Source organism: Parasedimentitalea maritima, from assembly GCF_005771405.1.
GTDB lineage: Bacteria > Pseudomonadota > Alphaproteobacteria > Rhodobacterales > Rhodobacteraceae > Parasedimentitalea > Parasedimentitalea maritima.
The window spans coordinates 291,028-308,030 of the sequence record NZ_VAUA01000005.1; the positions used below are offsets into that span (position 1 = coordinate 291,028).

18 protein-coding genes are annotated in these 17,003 nt (G+C 55.4%); 10 read left to right on the forward strand and 8 right to left on the reverse strand.

The genetic code is table 11. The features are described from left to right. Positions 1-32 precede the first annotated feature (32 nt). Positions 33-446: a Fur family transcriptional regulator gene (locus tag FEE96_RS11965; RefSeq protein ID WP_138163274.1), complete on the reverse strand. Its 414-nt coding sequence runs from the start codon at positions 444-446 to the stop codon at positions 33-35. 365 nt (positions 447-811) lie between these two features. Here FEE96_RS11965 and FEE96_RS11970 point away from each other — a divergent pair, with 365 nt between their 5' ends. Next, the gene (locus FEE96_RS11970; RefSeq protein WP_246079422.1) at positions 812-2,122 is read left to right on the forward strand and encodes a DEAD/DEAH box helicase; all 1,311 of its coding nucleotides are present in this window, start codon (positions 812-814) and stop codon (positions 2,120-2,122) included. A gap of 46 nt (positions 2,123-2,168) precedes the next feature. Here the strand turns inward: FEE96_RS11970 and FEE96_RS11975 are convergent, their stop codons facing one another. Both FEE96_RS11975 and FEE96_RS11980 read right to left on the reverse strand, forming a co-directional pair. Beyond that, positions 2,169-2,867, reverse strand: coding sequence for an endonuclease/exonuclease/phosphatase family protein (locus FEE96_RS11975; RefSeq protein ID WP_138163275.1), 699 nt, complete (start codon positions 2,865-2,867; stop codon positions 2,169-2,171). 145 nt (positions 2,868-3,012) lie between these two features. Beyond that, positions 3,013-4,431: a protein adenylyltransferase SelO gene (locus FEE96_RS11980; protein ID WP_138163276.1), complete on the reverse strand. Its 1,419-nt coding sequence runs from the start codon at positions 4,429-4,431 to the stop codon at positions 3,013-3,015. A gap of 57 nt (positions 4,432-4,488) precedes the next feature. On the opposite strand from FEE96_RS11980, the gene FEE96_RS11985 reads away from it, so the two are divergent. After that, entirely contained in the window at positions 4,489-4,908 is a 420-nt protein-coding gene (locus tag FEE96_RS11985; RefSeq protein ID WP_138163427.1) for a cupin domain-containing protein, read from the forward strand. 80 nt (positions 4,909-4,988) lie between these two features. Further along, the gene (locus FEE96_RS11990; protein ID WP_171021687.1) at positions 4,989-5,792 is read left to right on the forward strand and encodes an alpha/beta fold hydrolase; all 804 of its coding nucleotides are present in this window, start codon (positions 4,989-4,991) and stop codon (positions 5,790-5,792) included. Between the two features lie 22 nt (positions 5,793-5,814). Here FEE96_RS11990 and FEE96_RS11995 read toward each other — a convergent pair whose 3' ends face one another. After that, positions 5,815-6,921, reverse strand: coding sequence for an anhydro-N-acetylmuramic acid kinase (locus tag FEE96_RS11995; RefSeq protein ID WP_138163278.1), 1,107 nt, complete (start codon positions 6,919-6,921; stop codon positions 5,815-5,817). A 141-nt stretch (positions 6,922-7,062) separates the two neighbouring features. Here FEE96_RS11995 and tyrS point away from each other — a divergent pair, with 141 nt between their 5' ends. Then, positions 7,063-8,316, forward strand: a complete 1,254-nt coding sequence (gene tyrS / locus FEE96_RS12000; protein WP_138163279.1) for a tyrosine--tRNA ligase — start codon at positions 7,063-7,065, stop codon at positions 8,314-8,316. A gap of 184 nt (positions 8,317-8,500) precedes the next feature. Here tyrS and FEE96_RS23480 read toward each other — a convergent pair whose 3' ends face one another. Beyond that, a complete protein-coding gene (locus FEE96_RS23480; RefSeq protein WP_171021688.1) occupies positions 8,501-8,638 on the reverse strand; it encodes a hypothetical protein in 138 nt (45 codons plus the stop codon). A gap of 46 nt (positions 8,639-8,684) precedes the next feature. On the opposite strand from FEE96_RS23480, the gene FEE96_RS12005 reads away from it, so the two are divergent. Further along, positions 8,685-9,629: a GNAT family N-acetyltransferase gene (locus FEE96_RS12005; protein ID WP_138163428.1), complete on the forward strand. Its 945-nt coding sequence runs from the start codon at positions 8,685-8,687 to the stop codon at positions 9,627-9,629. Between the two features lie 51 nt (positions 9,630-9,680). Continuing rightward, complete coding sequence (locus FEE96_RS12010) at positions 9,681-10,436, forward strand: 3-hydroxyacyl-CoA dehydrogenase (RefSeq protein WP_138163280.1); 756 nt, start codon at positions 9,681-9,683, stop codon at positions 10,434-10,436. Positions 10,437-10,657: 221 nt separating this feature from the next. Here the strand turns inward: FEE96_RS12010 and FEE96_RS12015 are convergent, their stop codons facing one another. From FEE96_RS12015 to FEE96_RS12025, 3 genes are all read right to left on the reverse strand, one after another. Next, positions 10,658-12,463, reverse strand: a complete 1,806-nt coding sequence (locus FEE96_RS12015) for an ABC-F family ATP-binding cassette domain-containing protein (protein ID WP_138163281.1) — start codon at positions 12,461-12,463, stop codon at positions 10,658-10,660. Positions 12,464-12,548: 85 nt separating this feature from the next. Continuing rightward, complete coding sequence (locus tag FEE96_RS12020) at positions 12,549-13,289, reverse strand: GNAT family N-acetyltransferase (protein WP_138163282.1); 741 nt, start codon at positions 13,287-13,289, stop codon at positions 12,549-12,551. A gap of 59 nt (positions 13,290-13,348) precedes the next feature. Beyond that, on the reverse strand, positions 13,349-13,816 hold the full coding sequence (locus tag FEE96_RS12025) for an outer membrane protein assembly factor BamE (protein ID WP_138163283.1): 468 nt from the start codon (positions 13,814-13,816) through the stop codon (positions 13,349-13,351). Between the two features lie 85 nt (positions 13,817-13,901). Here FEE96_RS12025 and FEE96_RS12030 point away from each other — a divergent pair, with 85 nt between their 5' ends. The 4 genes from FEE96_RS12030 (at position 13,902) to FEE96_RS12045 (ending at position 17,001) form a co-directional block, all read left to right on the forward strand. After that, the gene (locus FEE96_RS12030) at positions 13,902-14,438 is read left to right on the forward strand and encodes a YceD family protein (RefSeq protein ID WP_138163284.1); all 537 of its coding nucleotides are present in this window, start codon (positions 13,902-13,904) and stop codon (positions 14,436-14,438) included. 226 nt (positions 14,439-14,664) lie between these two features. Next, entirely contained in the window at positions 14,665-14,865 is a 201-nt protein-coding gene (gene rpmF / locus FEE96_RS12035; RefSeq protein WP_138163285.1) for a 50S ribosomal protein L32, read from the forward strand. Between the two features lie 37 nt (positions 14,866-14,902). Continuing rightward, entirely contained in the window at positions 14,903-16,015 is a 1,113-nt protein-coding gene (plsX, locus tag FEE96_RS12040; protein ID WP_138163286.1) for a phosphate acyltransferase PlsX, read from the forward strand. 14 nt (positions 16,016-16,029) lie between these two features. Then, entirely contained in the window at positions 16,030-17,001 is a 972-nt protein-coding gene (locus tag FEE96_RS12045; RefSeq protein ID WP_138163287.1) for a beta-ketoacyl-ACP synthase III, read from the forward strand. The last annotated feature ends 2 nt before the right edge of the window (positions 17,002-17,003 follow it).

Here is a 17,003-nt window from a genome sequence, read left to right on the forward strand (position 1 = left end):
TCCCAGCTGGGCGCATAAACCCTACTGGACAATTATTCCTTGCGGATTGGCACGCCGTACAGCTCCAGTTTATGGCCTTTCAGCCGGTACCCAAGTTTCTTGGCGATTTTTTCCTGCAAGGCTTCGATCTCGGGATCGACAAATTCAATGACTTGACCCGTATTCATATCAATCAAGTGGTCATGATGTTCACGTTCCGCATCTTCATAGCGGGCGCGACCATCGCCAAATTCCAGACGTTCCAGAATGTCCGCCTCTTCGAACAGCTTCACAGTGCGATATACCGTTGCTATCGAAATCCCATCATCCAGCGCACTGGCACGGGTGTACAGCTCCTCAACATCCGGGTGATCTTCACTGTCCTGAAGGACACGCGCAATGATCCGGCGCTGGCCAGTCATACGTAGCCCTTTGGCCTCGCAACGGGAAATGATTGTGTCAGACATCTGCATCCTCTGTGCGCTCTCACTGCGCTTGGCTTTCCTATGTAACGAAAGAAACCGCGCCAGAAAATAGGGTATCGAAATAGAAATCTGGTTGACAAACGTCTTATCCACATCCATTTGCCCCTTCGGGTATCCCTCTCTGCCGCGTGAGCAGAGGCGTTCGGGCAAATTGTCCCCTTCCGAGGCTCCGGCCTCTAACGCCTACAGTGACATACCTGCGTTCCCAAGATCACGCGTGGGGCACGAGCAGACGACCGGCGCTCTGGCATACGGCCAGCAGTACCTGAGGTCCCTGCCCCCAATTGGCCGCACGCGATGCGGCAAACACCGGTCGTTGCATCTGCACGGCTGCGAAAGGATATGACTTGAGTGAATTCTCAACTATGGGGCTTCCCGAGAAGCTTCTGACACGTATTGAAGCCATGGGTTTCAAAGATCCGACCCCAATTCAGTCGCACGCAATCCCGCATGCGCTGCAGGGCCGCGACGTATTGGGCCTGGCCCAGACAGGCACCGGCAAAACGGCAGCTTTTGGCGTGCCTTTGATTGCACAGATGATGCAATACGACCGTAAACCCGCAGGCAAAACCGCCCGCGGTCTGGTTTTGGCGCCAACCCGCGAATTGGCCAACCAGATCTGTCAACAGCTCCAGGGCCTGCTTGACGGCACCCCGATGAAAGTTGGCCTGGTCGTTGGTGGTGTATCGATCAACCCGCAGATCCAGCGTATTGGCCGTGGCATCGACATTCTGGTCGCAACACCCGGTCGCTTGCTGGACATCATTGACCGTCGCGCTTTGAATTTGGGGTCTTGTGACTTTCTGGTTCTGGACGAAGCCGACCAGATGCTGGACATGGGCTTTATTCACGCCCTGCGCAAAATCGCAGCGCTGTTGCCCGAAGACCGCCAGACCATGCTGTTCTCGGCCACCATGCCCAAGCAGATGAATGAGATTGCCAGCAGCTACCTCAAAAGCCCGGTCCGCGTCGAGGTTTCCCCTCCGGGTAAAGCCGCAGACAAAGTGACCCAAGAAATTCACTTTATCGCAAAAGCAGAGAAGACCTCGCTGCTGAAAGAATTGCTTGCTAAGCACACAGACGAACGTGCGCTGGTCTTTGGCCGCACCAAGCACGGTTCTGAAAAGCTGATGAAGACGCTGGAAAAGGCCGGTTTTTCAACCGCATCGATCCACGGCAACAAAAGCCAGGGTCAACGCGACCGTGCGATTGCCGCGTTTAAATCCGGCCAGATCAAAGTGCTGGTTGCCACTGATGTGGCCGCTCGCGGGCTGGATATTCCTGACGTCAAACACGTCTATAACTATGACCTGCCAAACGTGCCCGACGCCTATGTCCATCGTATCGGTCGGACCGCACGCGCGGGCAAAGACGGTGCAGCGATTGCATTCTGTTCACCAGATGAAATGGGTGAACTGAAGGACATTCAAAAGACGCTGGGAACCACCATTCCCGTTGCTTCGGGCACCCCTTGGGAAGTCCAGCCCGGTGCCAAAAAATCCAATGGCGGTGGCGGCCGTCGTCGTGGCGGCGGTGGTGGCGGTGGCCAGGGTGGCCAACGCAGGTCCTCTGCTGGTGGTGGCGAAGGTGCGAAACCTGGCGGTCAGCGTCGTCGTCGTCGCGGTGGTGGTGGTGGTGGCAACCGATCCGCAGCCTAATCATAAAACAAAAACGCGTCCCAGTTTAGTCTGGGGCGCGTTTTTTCTATGCGCGGCTCAAATCTGCCCAAACCGGCAGATGATCCGATGCAATATGTGCCGGGCGATCGCGGTAAACCCCATGTGCGGCCACACTCAATTGTTTACTTACAGCCATCCGGTCTAGCGCCCCAATGGGACGCAACGCCGGAAAGCTTGCTTTGGGCGCCATAAACTGCATCGCCGGAGCGAGGTGTTCCAACACAGGCGAGCGCGACCATTCATTGAAGTCCCCTCCCCAAACCACAGGAATGTCGTCGAAACCCGCACTCTCGCGGGCCAAATGCAAAACCTGTTCATGCCGGGCCCTGCCCGTCAGACCCAAATGCGTACCCACCACCCGCAAGGGGCCAATGGCGGTGTCAAATTCAGCCCAAACGGCACCGCGCGGCTCTAGACCTGGGAGGTGGATATGCCCGTGATCCCGCATCTGTACGCCTCCCGGACGCCACAATATAGCATTCCCATGCCAACCCAGTGACCCGGCGCCACCCAGATCTGCCACCTTCCAGCCTGCTTCATTCAAGACAAAATGCGGCAAGGCGGCTGGACGTGGCGGGAGCCGTTTGTCGGCCTCTTGCAGCAACACAATTTGGGCACCGGTGCCTTCGATCACCTGCAAGGTACGACGTGGTTTTCGACGCAGGTCAAGGCCGACGCATTTTTGAATATTATAGCTGGCAAGTCGCAGGGTCGGCTCTGACATCGTAACTCCTAGGCTTGTCTTCTTAGTGCGGCGATCCGCTCCGTAGGTCCAGAGTGAACCTGAAAGTTTTGACCACAAGGGCCGTCTGCCCCTCTTGGCCGATGGCCAATTCACCCCGAGGATATTTTCAGCTAGATAAAGAGGATCAGGTTCCGCAGAACGTTGCCTTCACCACCTCATCGGGCTTTGGGGGATGGCGCAGGTCAGCTTGATCCGGTTGATCTTCATAGGGGCGCGAGAGCACCTGATTTAGCCGATTGAATAAGGTGAAGTCGCCATCAACCGCCTCTGTAATCATTTGCTCAATTCGGTGATTGCGCGGGATAAAGGCGGGATTGGTGCGGCGCATCAAGGATTGTGGGTCAGGTTCATCTTGTAACCGCACCTTCCAGTTTGCCTCCCAAGCGTCAAACTTGCTGCGGTCAATGAACTGGTCACGGGGTTCCCCAGCACCCAGACTGCGAAACGTATTGGTGAAATCGCTTTGCTCCTGAGCCATGAGGGCCAGTAGATCCGAAATCAGGTTCAAATCCCCATCACGGGCAGTGGTCATTCCCAGCTTGGCCCGGAAGTTTTGCAGCCAATACTCTTGCATCATGTCTGGCATCGCATGAACAATCTCAGTTGCCTCCTCGACACCGGTCTGGGGGTCGTCCAACTGCTGGATCAGCGCCGTGGCCAATTGGGCCAGGTTCCACACTGCGATATCGGGCTGATTGCCATAGGCATAGCGCCCCTGTCGGTCGATCGAACTGAACAGGGTTTGCGGGTGATAAACATCCATAAAGGCGCAGGGGCCATAATCGATGGTTTCCCCTGAAATCGACGAATTATCTGTATTCATAACCCCGTGGATGAAGCCAACAGCCATCCATTTGGCAATCAGCGCAGCCTGCGCATCCCGCACCGCGCGCAGCAGCCCCATTGGCCCATCGACCTTTGGATAGTGGCGTTGGATTGCATAGTCTGTCAGCGCTTTCAGGTTGGTGATCGCACCACGGCGGGCAAAGATCTGAAAGGTGCCGACCCGCAAATGGCTAGAGGCAACCCGGGTTAGCACTGCACCGGGCAGCCCTGTTTCACGCCAGACTGTTTCTCCTGTGCTCACCGCAGCCAGCGCACGGGTGGTGGGAACCCCAAGTGCGTGCATGGCCTCAGAGACCACATATTCCCGCAGCACCGGCCCCAGCCAGGCACGACCATCGCCCGCGCGGGAGTAAGCTGTTCGCCCAGATCCTTTGAGTTGGATATCCCGGCGAACCCCGTCACGACCAATCGTTTCGCCCAAAAGCAGCGCCCGACCATCGCCAAGTTGTGGATTGTAATTGCCAAACTGATGGCCGGCGTACAGCTGCGCCAAAGGTTCAGCCCCATCCGGCACCACATTACCGCCAAACGCCTGGGCCATCTCGTCGGTGTCGCCGGGCGAAATGTCTAACAGCTGTGCCAGATCAGTATTGAAAGCCAGCAAACTGGGGGACATCACCCTGTCTGGCACCTGTTTGCTGTAGAAACTGGGCGCCAGCCGGGCGTATGAATTGTCAAAAGGGATGTGCATGCTCATGCGCAGAACATATGCGCTGAAATCAGAATTGCCAGAGTGAAGAAAGTACCCCGCGCCATGATTGCAAAAGACATTATCACCAAACTGGATCTACAGCCACACCCCGAAGGGGGATGGTACCGCCAAACCTGGCAGGCCGAAAATCAAGGACGTGCAACGGGAACCTGCATTTACTTTCTACTGGCCGCCGGTGAGAGCAGCCACTGGCACCGGGTTGATGCCACCGAGATATGGCTTTTTCATGCAGGGGCGCCCTTGACGCTATCGCTCTCTGAACGCGACGAAGGTCCCGCCCAGGACCATCTTCTAACCCCAGACCTGAGCAAAGGTGCGCCGCAAATCATCGTTCCCAAGGGACATTGGCAAGCTGCGCGGACAACTGGAGAGTACACGTTGGTCAGCTGCACAGTATCGCCAGGGTTTCAATTTGATGGATTTGAACTGGCCGCAGACGGATTTGACATTCTTCGAGACTGAAACATGTCATGTTGTTAACTAGCTAGCAACGATATCCAGTCGACAAGCATCCAAAGGGTCGCATAATGAATAGTCTTTATTTGAAAGAGTTTGACGCCACTGTTCGATATCATGTCATCGAAGGGTACGGGCCAGCAGCAGTCTATTTACCCGCACTCAGCTTTCCGTCCTTGGCAAACTTTTTGCCAACCGCAACCCACTCAAAAATGCGCGGATTCCGCAGTATTTTGATCGACTATCTTGGGGTTGGGCATAGTGAACGGCCTTCAGACTTTGATCATTCGATGCAAAACCATGCAAAAATCGTTGCGAAGATCCTAGATCACGAGGGTCTACAGAAATGCGTAATTGTCGGGCACAGCATGGGAGGGACTGTTGCCATCTACCTGGCCATGCAAAGGCCAGATCTGGTCTCCGAACTGATTGTGTGTGAGGGAAACGTTACACCTGGCGGAGGCATGGGAACACAGTATTTCACCTCGGTCTCTGAAACCGAGTTTGTAACTACCCTTTTCCCAAAGCTGCTTGCAAAATGGAGAAAGGATGGTCGCGACGGAGATACAGAGGCTCAATGGAGATGTGGTGCCTGGGAGGATGTCGACTTCACGGGCATATATAGAAACAGCAAATCTCTTGTCGATCTACCCGCCAATTTTAAGCAAAGTTTCCTCTCACTCCCATTGAAGCGGACATTTGTTTACGGAGAGGAAACATATCCAGAAAACACTGGTGAAATTAAGGCCGACGCTCCTGATCCCAGCGAACTGAAAAGAAATGGCATCTCAATCGCCGTTGTCCCCGGTGTCGGTCATGATCAGATGATTTTCAATCCGAACGCGTTTGTAGAGGTTTTAAGTAGAGCTTTGGACCGCCCCGCACACTGATCCTATACCCGGACCATATCCTTTATCCAGGGAGACTCACCACGCCACCGCCCACACAAGCACTAACTCCGGTTGTACCGGGGGCAGAGGTGGCCATGCCACGCGCCACCCGGACCGCCAGATAGGCAAATGCCTGCGCCTCCAGCATGTCACCATCCAGACCCAGCTCTTCGACCTTTTGAACCGGACAATCGAGCGAGACCTCCAACATCTGCATCAGCACCGGATTGTGACGGCCGCCGCCAGTGACCAAAACGCTAGAGGGGGATTCGGGACAATGCTGCATACCCTGCGCCACACCCGCCGCACACATCGCAGTCAATGTTGCGGCTGCATCTGCATCACTTAACTCGCCAACCAAATTGATCATTTCAGAGAAATCATTTCGGTCCAGAGACTTGGGCGGCAGCCTTGAGAAATAGGATTCGGCCAAGAACAGTTCGAGCGCCCCGGTTTCAACGGTCCCGGACTGAGCTAGCCGCCCATCCGCATCCATGTTCAGCCCCAACCGCGCCTGCATCAGGTCATTGACGGGCGCATTGGCTGGTCCGGTGTCAAAGGCCAGCAAGGCCCCGGCGTCTTCGGGCGAGTCAAACCGCGGATCGACATAAGTCAGGTTCCCAACCCCGCCGAGATTGAGAAAACAAACTGGTTTTTTCAGGTTCAGATATTTCGCGCAGGCAAAATGGAAGAAGGGAGCCAAAGGCGCACCTTCGCCGCCCATCGCAACGTCATCAGAGCGAAAATCCCAAACAACAGGCCGACCTGTTTTGGCCGCAAGCGTCGCACCGTCGCCAACCTGATAGGTCCCCTGCTGACGTGGCGCATGGGCCAGAGTTTGCCCATGAAACCCTGCAACATCATAGTCAGAAAACCTTGACAGCAGCTCAGCATGAGCGTCATCCACCACCTCGGCGGCGGCCTCAGCCTCGGCGCCACCCCAGTGTCCCAGTGCTGCGCGTAAGCAGGTTCGCTCAGCCTCGGAATAGGCGCGATACCCACTGGCACCAAAGTTGTGAATTCGGATTCCATCAGTGTCGACAACAGCCGCATCAACCCCATCCAGCGAGGTGCCACTCATCATCCCCAGCGCGGTAACCACACCCGTTTTTTCTATCGCTTTCGCCATGCTCTATCCCTTATGCCGCAGCTGGGCTTGCCTTGGCCCGTTACCCGTCACTATAGGCGCTGTTTTTTCTGCCGAAAACCGGTTCCCACTGCCGCAATTGCGTTTTATACAAGCCGACGCATACCATAGCCGAGGCACATCATGACCTATCACCCCAAATCGGAATTCATCGCCACCATGATGGAGCGCGGCTTTCTTGCCGATTGCACCGATTATCAAGGCCTGGACGAAGCCCTGATGACACCCGGCCAACCCGCCTATATCGGGTTTGATGCCACTGCCAAGTCATTGCATGTTGGATCCTTGATCCAAATCATGATGCTGCGCTGGTTGCAAAAAACCGGTCACAAGCCAATCACTCTGATGGGCGGCGGCACGACCAAAGTGGGCGACCCGTCGTTTCGCGCGGATGAACGCCCGCTGCTGACCGAAGCACAGATCGACGACAATATCGCCGGCATCAAGAAAGTGTTCTCGGCCTACGTCGATTACAACGACAGTGAGAACGGCGCTGTGATGATCAACAATGCCGAATGGCTTGACGGTCTGAACTACCTAGAGTTTCTGCGCGACATTGGTCGGCATTTTTCGGTCAACCGCATGTTGGCCTTTGAATCGGTGAAATCACGCCTAGACCGCGAACAGTCGCTGTCCTTCCTCGAATTCAACTACATGATCTTGCAGGCCTATGACTTTATGGAACTGCACCGCCGCTATTGCTGCGTTCTGCAAATGGGCGGTTCGGATCAGTGGGGCAATATCGTCAACGGTATTGACCTGACCCGCCGCACCATCGAAGGCGAAGTTTATGGGCTAACCTCACCGCTGCTGACCACCTCGGACGGCAAGAAAATGGGGAAATCCCAGTCCGGCGCGATCTGGCTGAACCCGGACATGCTGTCGTCTTATGAATTCTGGCAGTTTTGGCGCAACACGACGGATGCCGATGTTGGCCGCTTCCTGAAGCTTTACACCGAGTTGCCAGTAGACGAATGCGACCGTCTGGGCGCGCTGGAAGGATCCGAGATCAACGAGGCCAAGGTACGCCTTGCGAACGAGGTGACAACCCTGCTGCACGGCGCCGAAGCTGCCACGGCCGCCGAAGCGACCGCTCGTGAAGTGTTTGAAAAAGGTGGCGTGGGCGACGACCTGCCGACCCTGTCTTTGTCAGCCGCTGACCTTGGTGATGGCATGTCCATCGTTCAACTGATCGTTAAATCCGGCCTCGCCAAATCCGGCAAAGACGCCAAACGCCTGATCAAGGAAAACGGCGCCAAGCTGGATGACGAGCCATTGACCAATGCAGGGCTAATGATTGACGCAGCGGCGTTGACCTCTCCGATCAAATTAAGCGCAGGTAAAAAGCGCCATGCCCTGGTGCAACTGGACGCATAGGACAACCAACCTCAATGACCAGACAAGGGCCGTTCGCGCGGCCCTTGATGTCTAAACAACAGCTCCCGCCCGGTGTAAGATATCAAAGATATCTTCCTCCCGTTGGGCCGGGCGCCACGCTATACGCGGCGCGGACCTGTTTGGTGAGGACGCCGGATCGGAGAAGCGGTCCCGTAAAGGCAGTCTAGAAAACCAAAAAATCAAGCACACTTAGGGCCAGGAACACCGGTACTGACAACGCTGTGGCCAGTAACACTGCAGCGGCTTTGGTCATACGTGGCGCGGGGGCGCTATGGCCGAGGATTTGAATAGAATTTTTCATAACCTCATTAACCATCATTTAGGTTTATACGGCGTTAATGGCGCCTATGTTCGATTTCATGCCAGCAGACGTCAGGCCCCGCCCCATTCAACGTTCAATCCCCATCCGCGCCTTGGCCCAATCGCAGGAATTTACCCGCGCCGTACAGCTGCGTGGTCAAAAGCCTCTGGTCCTTGATCAGTTGGGTGACACAGTTGTTATGCAACAACGCTTTTGGGGCCGTGTTGATGTTGCAATGGTCAACCGGGCACAGATCACCAAGCCACTCAGGTTGTTGGAACTGCTGCAGGAAAATGGCCTGCGCCGGACGCCCGTAATCCTGTCGCCACAGTCACTCACGCCAGATCTGGCGAAACTCGGCGCGGTTCCCCTGATCAGCCCGGCGCAGGTTGCCCAACTTGAGCTGACCACGTCAAAGTCAGAACGCCGCGCCGCATTACATCAAAAATGGCGCAACCGGTTAAACCATGCTGAATCGCAAAACCTTCGGGTCAAATGTGAAAACATGCCGCTAGACCCGGATCACTGGTTGCTCCAGGCGGATGCCAAACAACAGGGCCAACGCGGCTATCGCAATTGGCCCATGGACCTGACACTGGCCTATGTGCATGAGAACCCCGGTAAGGCAAAACTGTTTCAGGCGTTCGAAGATCGCGAGGTGATCGCTGCCGTACTCATCCTGTGTCATGGCAACAGCGCCACCTATCATATCAGCCATTCAACAGACCGGGGCCGCAGTCTCTCCGCCCATAACCTATTGATGTGGAAGGCGATGAACTGGCTCGCGGCACAAGACTACCTGCAGCTGGATCTGGGATTGATCAACACAGAAGACGCCGCCGGGCTGGCCCGTTTCAAACTGGGGACCGGAGCAAAACTACATAGTTTGGGCGGTACCTGGGCCTATTGGCCACCAATGGGGCGCTTGCTTGGGCCACTTGCTGCACTGGACCGTCGCTTAATGACGCCCCGGAAAACTGGACAGGCCTAGGTGATCTTGTCTATCTGAACGTATGTTCAGATAACGCGAGGAGCCCTGCTCATGAAATTGTCCACAACCGCCGCCGTCATCACTGGCGGCGCTTCGGGTTTGGGAGAAGCCACAGCGCGTCACTTTGCTGAAAATGGCGCCCAGATCACCATTCTTGACCGCGACGCCGAACGTGGCGCCGCTGTGGCTGCTGAAATTGGCGGGCATTTTGTGCAGACGGATGTCACCGATGAGACTTCGGTTGCCGCTGCAATGGCCTTTGCTGTTGAGAAAATGGGCCGGATTTCAGCCTGCGTGAACTGTGCTGGCATCGCTTTTGGTATCAAAACCGTAGGCCGCGATGGACCACATCCACTGGACGCCTTTCAACGCACCATCGACATCAACCTGATCGGCACCTTCAACGTCGCCCGACTGGCAGCGGTTGAAATCGCCAAAAATGACCCTGAATCCGATGGCGGGCGTGGTGTCATTATCAACACGGCCTCCGTTGCTGCATTTGATGGTCAAAAGGGCCAAGCTGCCTATTCCGCCTCCAAGGGTGGTGTGGTTGGCATGTGCCTGCCAATGGCCCGCGATCTGGCTTCAACCGGTATTCGGGTGATGACCATTGCGCCAGGTATCTTCATGACACCAATGCTGGCGGGTTTGCCCGAAGAGGTACAGCAACAGCTGGCAGCGGATGTGCCCAATCCACCGCGTCTGGGAGAGGCCTCTGAATATGGCCGGACGGCCGGATTCATCGTTGAAATGGGCTATCTCAATGGTGAGGTCATTCGGCTTGACGGCGCGCTGCGTATGCGCTGATTGATCAAGAGGTGTTGCGTTCCAGGCAGCACCTCCGACCGTTGCGTAAATCATAGATTCATCAGATCACAGAGACCATTCAAGCCCACATATTACTCAATATTTTTAACAGCTTATACCGCAGACCCGACAAAATCTTTCGTTTACTGCCGAGCAAATAAAGTGACTTTTTCCTTACAGAAATCACTCCATTTTTAATGGATGTTTCGCGCGCGAAACAATTAGCCCCCGGCTTTCTCCTCCAGCTCCATCCATTCTTCCTCGGATGCAGATAGTTTTTGCTGCCGCTGAACTAGGGCCTCGCTGGCTTTTTTGAACTTCACCGGTTCGCGTGTGAACAGCTCCGGGTCAGCCATCAACCCTTCCAGTTTCGCGATCTCTTGTTCCAGACGTTCAATCTCTTCAGGCAGGGCCTCTAGCCGGTGTTTTTCAGTGAAAGACAGCCCAGACACCACCTTGGTCTCTTGCTTGGCTTTCACCTTAGCCGATTTTGCTTTCTCTGCCTGCTCTGCTTCAGATGGTCCCTTTTGGTTCAGGTAATCGCTCCACCCACCGGCATAGGCGGTGGCACGCCCATCGCCTTCCATTGCGATGGTGGTGGTCGCAACCCGGTCCAGAAAGTCCCGATCGTGACTGACCAACAGCACTGTGCCGTCATAGCTGTCCAGCAGCTCCTGCAACAGATCCAGCGTTTCGATATCCAGATCGTTGGTCGGTTCATCCAAGACCAACAGGTTGCTTTGCCGCGCCATCAGCTTGGCCAACAGAAGGCGTGCCTTTTCACCGCCCGACAGCGACCGTACCGGAGCACGGGCCTGACGTTCGTCAAACAAGAAGTCTTTGAGATAACCAACCACGTGCTTGGGCATGCCACGTACCATCACCTGATCGGACTTACCCGAAACGCCCATTTCGGGGTCAGTGGTCAGGTTGTCCCACAGGCTCAGATCGGGGTTCAACTGGTCGCGTGTCTGGTCGAACATTGCGATTTCCAGCTTGGTGCCCTGTCTAACGTTGCCAGAATCTGGTGCTTCCAGCCCCAACAACATCTTCAAGAGCGTGGTTTTTCCCACCCCATTGGGGCCAACAAAAGCCACCCGATCGCCGCGCTGCACCTTGAGATCGAAATCAACCACAATCTGTTTGTCGCCAAATCCTTTGGTCAAGCGCTCTGCTTCGATCACCTTACGCCCGGACTTGGGCGAGGTATCCAAGGCGAAATCGGCTGTGCCCTGACGTTTGATCTGACCTGCACGCTGTTCGCGCAGATCCCGCAGCGCACGCACCCGTCCCATGTTGCGCTTGCGTCGCGCACTGATGCCTTCCACCGCCCACCGAGCTTCGGACTTGATCAGCCGGTTCAGCTTGTGGCGCTGCATGTCCTCTTCTTCCCAGATGGTATCCCGCCAGGCTTCAAAAGCATCAAACCCTTTTTCCTGACGCCGCACCTGACCGCGATCAATCCACAAGGTGGCACGGGTCAAAGCGCGTAGAAATGCCCGGTCGTGTGAAATCAGCACAAAGGCTGTTCGAGTCGACTTCAGCTCGCGTTCCAGCCACCCAATCGCCTCGATATCCAAGTGGTTGGTGGGCTCGTCCAGCAACATCAAATCCGGCGCTTCTGCCATCAACTTGGCAAGTGCCGCGCGGCGTTTCTCACCACCTGATGCGGTTTCAACGCTGCGCGAGGGGTCAAATTTCAACCCTTCGCCTGCTCGCTCAACCTTGTACAATTCCCCTGGTTCCAACCCGCTACAGGCAAAATCGCCCAGCGTGGCAAAGCCCTCCATGGTGGGATCCTGTTCCATATAGCCAACAGATCGCCCAGGAGGGATAACAATGGTGCCAGTGTCGGCCTCAACCAGCCCGGCCATCACCTTCATCAAGGTGGATTTACCGGACCCGTTACGCCCAACCAGCGCCACACGGTCGCTGGGCTGAACCACCAGATCAAGATCGGAAAAAACCGGTTCACCACCAAAGGTCAGCGAAATACCGGACATCTGCAAAAGAGGAATACGTGCCATATCCGCCAGCTACCCCGCTCCCAGAGGCAGGTCAACGCCTCGCCGCGGCTCGAGCCGGTTTTCTTCCTGTGCTAGACACCCAACATCAGTCCGCAACAGCCCTGAGCAGACGTTTGCGGCTGGCAGAGATTGTAGCAACTTCCAGCCCAGTAAACACATGCATAGTGTTCATTTCGACATCAACCACCGCATGATCACTGACCCACCCTCCCATTGCCATGTAACTTCGCAACAGGGGGGGCATTTGCAACATGGCCTGCTTCATATCAGGCTTCTGTTGTGACAGCTGATCAAACTCAAACACCTCTGGCGACCCAACCTGCGGTAGCCATTGGCTTGGCCCCAGGTGACGGTGCCTCAGGACAGCAAACGCATCAAGATACCGATCTGCCTGAGTGCCAGCAAAAGACGTACAGCCAAACAACATTTGAATTCCGATGTCATCAACGATGCAGGTCAGCGCGCCCCAGGACAAACGCAGAATATCGGGAGTATTTGCATTGGGAAGGATGCAAAACCGTCCCATTTCAGCCATTGGACCTGGGAATTTCTCAAGTCTGGATAGATCGTAGAACTGCGCTGAATAGCTTTGTGGGACATTGGCACCATCGACAAGATGCAAAACGCGAAAGTACCCCACCAATGTGTCTGAGCGGACGTCTTCGATCAGGATATGATGACAGGAATCGTCAAATCGATCCCGATCCAGTTTTGATATCCCAAAGCAGTGGCTCCGGAGCCTCTGTGCTGCAGACAGATCGTGCTCACCCTGAGCAAACCTGGCGCGGTAGTGCCCTTTGCTCAGGATTTCAGTAGGATGAGACATGGCTGATCTCCGCAACGCCAAAAGACGCTTTGACTGGGCCAGTCAGCACGCGACAGTTCTTACTGAACGATGTTGCCGGGTCCAATGTTACCCAAGCTACCCAACAGCTGACGCAGGAACGTTTTGTCCTGAATACCAGAACTGGTCACCCGTCGCTGCAAAGGAATCACGTTTCCGTTCTCAAGCCCATAACGTTCAACTCCGCTAACGACACCCGCCTGATCAAAGCTAATGGCGACCAGTTCACGCGAAACTGGTTTGGGCTCACTGGGACCATAATGACGCAACCGAGTTGCGATGTAATAATATCCGCTAGCATCCAAAATTCCGGAAGAAGACGGTGCACCTATTGTTTCAGCGACCGAATCCCGAGTATCGACGCCAAGAACAACCTCGGCCAAGTCCTCTTCACTGGGCACATAGCCATGATTGCGGTATTGGCCGACGCAGCTGACCAGTGCCAACCCTGCCCCTGTAAGAACCACGATTCTAAACACTGATTTCAACCGATATGCCAATGACAACATGCTGCTCTCCCGTCGCGGCTTGATAACGCCTTTGAACCCGATTACCTAAACCCGGCCTCCGGTTCAAGAAACGAAAGTGTCCGCGATGTCTGATACCCCTGCCCTACGCGTTGCCGATCTGTCCCAAAACAGCCCGACAAGCTTTGATATTCGCCCTGATTCCGCCGCCATGACGGCGTTGGCCTCGGAACTGGATTTGCGTGGATTACGCAAACTAAGGTTCACTGGTGAGATAAATGCACAGAATCAACGCGACTGGCATTTGACCGGTATGCTTGGCGCAACAGCTCTACAGGTTTGCGTCGTTACACTGGAACCGATGACCACCCGTATCGACGTCCCGGTTGAACGTTTTTTTCTTGCAGGTATGGAAACATCCGACGAACCCGAGGTGGAAATGCCAGAAGATGACAACGCTGAATTGCTTGGAAGCCATATCGACCCTCAGGCAGTAATGGTAGAAGCTCTGGCACTCGCGATACCCCACTACCCGCGAAAAGAAGGTGTCGAACTTGGCGAAGCCGTGTTCACGGCACCAGGACAGGAACCCATGCGGGACGAGGACACCCGGCCGTTTGCCGGACTGGCCGAGTTGCAGGATCAGCTCAAAAAGGATCGCTAGGGATATTTTATTGCATTAAAGACATATGAGCTCTGGTCCAATCCGTTATGCTGCCCTAAATACCGCTTGCACAGCGTCGGATTCGCAGTATTTTCGCGCGCTCATCGGAATTATGGTTGGACATCGGACAGGCCGCGGCCTAAACGCACGTCACACCGTTTGAAACGAACAACGAAATCCGGCCACCGGGATCTGCCCCACGGCCCCAATAGACAAAGGTTGAGACATGGCTGTCCAACAGAATAAAGTATCCAAGTCGCGTCGCAACAACCGTCGTGCGCACGATTCACTGGTTGCTGCAAACCCAAACGAATGCCCGAGCTGCGGTGAGCTGAAGCGCCCGCACCACGTATGCCCTTCGTGTGGTACATACGGCGACAAAGAAATCGTCAGCACCAACGACGAAATCGACGAGGACGCGGCATAAGCCCCGTTATACGCTCATTTGCCAGACAGGCTTACGCATGACAGGTCAAACCGACCATACTCAGGTACCTGCTGGCCGTAATACCATTTCGGTCGACGCCATGGGCGGAGATGCCGGTCCCACAGTTGTGGTGGCCGGCATTGCCATGTCCGCAAAGATGAACCCGGATATCAGGTTCATCCTGCACGGGCCAATCGAGCAGCTGACACCTTTGGTTGCCAAGAAGCGCGTCTTAGATGGGCGCGTTGAGATTCGCGATGCGCGCGATGTTGTGACGATGGATGACAAGCCATCTCAGGTCATGCGCAATGGCAAGGGCACTTCTATGTGGTCAGCCATCGAATCAGTTAAGCATGGGGAAGCCGCCGGGGCCGTTTCTTGCGGCAATACTGGCGCCTTGATGGCTGTCAGCATGATCCGCCTGCGTAAGCTGCCCGGCGTCAACCGGCCTGCCATCGCAATTTTGTGGCCCTCGAGCAATCCTCAGGGGTTCAACGTGATGTTGGATGTCGGAGCGGATGTGCGGGCCGATGCCCAGGATCTGCTGCAGTACGCCCTGATGGGCACGTCTTATACCCGCAACTCTATGGACATAGCCCGCCCTCGCGTTGGCTTATTGAATGTGGGAACTGAAGAACACAAAGGCCATGCCGAGCTGAAAGAAGCCTATGCGCTGATCGCGGAACATGCCGATCGCGGGAGCTTTGAATTTGTAGGTTTTGTCGAGGGCAGTGATATTCCTGGCAGCACTGCAGATGTGATCGTGACTGATGGCTTTACCGGAAATGTTGCTATCAAGACTGGTGAAGGCACTGCAAGCTTGATCAGATCGACGCTGCGTGAAGCCTTTCAATATTCCATATTGTCACGACTGGCGGCCCTGCTGGCGCTGCCATCGCTTACGCGTCTCTCCAAAAAAATCGACCCGCGCCGGGTAAATGGCGGTGTGTTCCTTGGTCTGAATGGCACCGTGGTCAAATCCCACGGTGGCGCTGATGCAACCGGAGTGTCCGCTGCAGTTAAGTTGGCGTTCCGTCTGGCTGAACAAGGCTTTGCAGAAAAGCTGGCGGCACGGGTTGCATCCTCAGTTGAGCTTACCCAAGATACACCTGCCCGCGACTTCGCCAGGGCAACTACTCAAAAAGACTAAAGGCAGGCAATAGAATGACGCGACGTGCTGTGATTACCGGTGTTGGACATTATCTTCCAGAGCGTGTGGTCGAAAACGCAGAGTTCGAAGCCACGCTCGAAACCTCAGACGAATGGATTCGCTCCCGCTCGGGGATTGAACGCCGCCATTTTGCCGCCGAGGGTGAAACCACCTCTGATTTGGCCACACATGCCGCTAAGGCCGCACTCGCCGACGCAGGCTGTGAAGCAAATGACGTTGATGCAATTGTTCTGGCGACATCTACCGCCGATCTGACCTTCCCGTCCGCAGCAACGATGGTTCAAGCCGCCCTAGGGATGACCCGTGGCTTTGCCTTTGATGTCCAGGCGGTCTGCGCCGGTTTTGTATTTGCCCTGAGCAACGCAAATGCCCTGATCCTTTCGGGGCAAGCCAAACGCGTGCTGGTGATTGGTGCGGAAACTTTCAGCCGAATCATGGATTGGAGCGACCGCTCGACCTGTGTCTTGTTTGGTGATGGAGCTGGGGCTGTTGTGCTTGAAGCCCAGGAAGGCCAAGGAGACAGTGATGACCGCGGCATTCTTTCGACAGACCTGAACTCGGACGGGCGCTACAAAGACCTTTTGTATGTGGACGGCGGCGTATCTACCCAGAACACCGGCTTTCTGCGGATGCAGGGCAATCAGGTGTTTCGCCATGCGGTCGAAAAACTGGCCTCAACTGCCAATACAGCCCTCGACCGGGCTGGTCTGACAGCTCCGGAGGTCGACTGGATTGTCCCCCATCAGGCCAACATACGGATCATTCAGGGCACCGCCAAGAAAATGGGACTGAGCATGGATAAGGTTGTGGTGACTGTTCAGGACCACGGCAACACGTCTGCAGCCTCGATTCCTTTGGCTCTCTCTGTTGGTAAGCAACGGGGTCAAATCAAGCGCGGCGATCTGATCGTTGCTGAGGCCATTGGCGGCGGTTTAGCCTGGGGTTCAGTGGTTCTGCGCTGGTAAGT